We start from the raw sequence: 615 nt of genomic DNA, 5'->3' as shown, positions 1-615 counted from the left end.
CCGATCTTCATTATTATATCGCCCACACCCTGGGCGGTTCCGCTGGAGCACGAATGACCGTGCGCCTGTGTTGCCCCATCAGCGCGGATACTCTTGTCCGCCGTCTTCTCTCACGTGTGCAGAACACCACAAAAGGCACGGCCCTTACACGTGTGGTGGGGGTGGATGACTGGGCATGGCGGCGGGGACATCACTATGGAACGATTGTGGTCGATCTTGAGAAAAATGATGTCATTGACCTCCTGCCAGATCGGGACGCTGATACCCTTGCCCGATGGCTGCAGGTCCACCCCGGTATTGAAATCATTGCCAGAGACCGTGCCGGTACTTATGCAGACGGATGCCGCAGAGGCGCACCATCCGCTCTTCAGGTGACAGACCGCTGGCATCTGCTGAAGAACCTGTCAGACGCTTTTGTCAGCATTCTGGACCGTTTTACGACGACTGTCAGGACCCTGACACGACAGATGAACGTATCAACGGTCGTAAGCAAAATATCTGAAACAATCAGAGCGCATCCAGAAGAGGCGCAGGCGGTCGTCAGGTCAGCCTCTGGGGAACGGCGTGACATTCTTTTCAAGGAAGCTCTTGCCCTGAAAGCAGCGGGACACAGCA

Annotated in this window: 1 protein-coding gene; it reads left to right on the top strand. The window is 55.9% G+C overall.

Annotated elements, in window-relative coordinates:
* Positions 1-615, top strand: a 615-nt coding sequence (locus GOB86_RS15735) for a transposase (RefSeq protein WP_206752712.1), incomplete at both ends; no start/stop codon positions are given.

This window comes from Acetobacter lambici (genome assembly GCF_011516885.1).
Taxonomy (GTDB): Bacteria; Pseudomonadota; Alphaproteobacteria; order Acetobacterales; family Acetobacteraceae; genus Acetobacter; species Acetobacter lambici.
The sequence above is the reverse complement of the archived record's forward strand: the minus strand, read 5'-3'. Positions and strand labels throughout refer to the sequence as shown.